This window comes from Gardnerella vaginalis (genome assembly GCF_001546485.1).
Classification (GTDB): Bacteria; Actinomycetota; Actinomycetes; order Actinomycetales; family Bifidobacteriaceae; genus Bifidobacterium; species Bifidobacterium vaginale_D.
In genome coordinates, this window is the sequence record NZ_KQ956859.1 from 1 (window position 1) to 1,237 (window position 1,237).

Genomic DNA, 1,237 nt, shown 5'->3' on the forward strand with positions numbered 1-1,237 from the left:
TTGATTTCAAGCTCGGTCAAAGCGAGCGCTCAAGCAGGTCGGAGCGCTATTCGTTGAACATGTCTGAGTGCGTTCCCGTGCGAGAAAGCACGAGTACCACGTCATCGTTATCTATGCGATATATAAGCAGCCAGTCTGATTTTACATGGCATTCGCGGAATCCTAAATAGTTGCCTGTAAGTGCGTGGTCACAGTATCTTTCAGCGAGTTTCTCTTGCGATGCAATCATTCGCACGACACTATCTAAGAGTTTTATGTCGTAGCCACGCTTTTTTATACGCTTAAGATCTCTTTTGAATGAGTTTAATAATACGACTTTTAGGCTCATTTTAGTGCGTCCTCCAATGCTTCGGTAACATTGTCGTAGCGCTTGTACTCTTCTGGATGCGCTTTCATGTAGTCATATTCCTTAAACGCGGCGATTGTTTCTTTATTGTATTTTGGCTGTTTTAAGTCGAAGGGGAGTCCTTCTACCATAAGCGACTTGTGCAAGAACATGTTGATTGCGTCGCTAAGAGTTATGCCAAAGCTGGCGAATAATTCTTCTGCCTGTGCTTTAACATCCTTGGTGACGCGCACGTTGATGCTTGCGGTTTTCGCTGCGGTTTTTGCTTTCGTTGTGGCTGCTGTTGCGCTGATTGCCATAATATGCTCCTTGATTTTATACTTATAATTTTTGCTTCTATAAGCGCATTAGTTTTCTTGACTCGTTAATTTTGTTTAATTTTGATTTGTTTTTCTAGCTCTTTTATATTCATATATCAACTTTTATTACATTCTACAATGTATTGCACTGTTATACAATATTATATAAACGTTTTACACTGTATTACAATTGCATTACGTTTGCTGTGCGTTTACGTTTACTGTGCAACTTGCTTAAAATTCAAAGTTTTTGAATTCGGCGTTAAAAACTTTCGTATTTTGGTAAGTTTTTGACTTCCGCGTTAAAAACTTTGTTGTTATTGCAGATTGCGTTTGGAGCAAATAACCGTATGACACGCTCCAAACGCGAGATGAGTTCCCCACGTTTGGAGTGCTATGCAGTCTTAAACCCTCCAAACGCGAGATAAGTTCCCCACGTTTGGAGCGATGACCTGCTTGAGCGCTACGATTTAGCGCGCGAAAGCAAGCTCAGCAGCGAGGCGCTTATAGTGCGAGCATCAGCCATTTTTTGGAACATGTGCCGGAAAATTACCCGGCGTCTGCGCGAGTAACGAAAAAACGGGATTATACG

The 1,237-nt window shown here is 41.7% G+C and carries 2 protein-coding genes; both read right to left on the bottom strand.

From position 1 onward, the window contains the following. Nucleotides 1-46: 46 nt before the first annotated feature. Nucleotides 47-328: a type II toxin-antitoxin system YafQ family toxin gene (locus tag HMPREF3208_RS03570; RefSeq protein ID WP_064347271.1), complete on the bottom strand. Its 282-nt coding sequence runs from the start codon at nucleotides 326-328 to the stop codon at nucleotides 47-49. After that, nucleotides 325-645, bottom strand: a complete 321-nt coding sequence (locus tag HMPREF3208_RS03575; protein WP_064347273.1) for a type II toxin-antitoxin system RelB/DinJ family antitoxin — start codon at nucleotides 643-645, stop codon at nucleotides 325-327. The genes HMPREF3208_RS03570 and HMPREF3208_RS03575 overlap by 4 nt, the downstream gene beginning before the upstream one ends. Nucleotides 646-1,237: the final 592 nt, after the last annotated feature.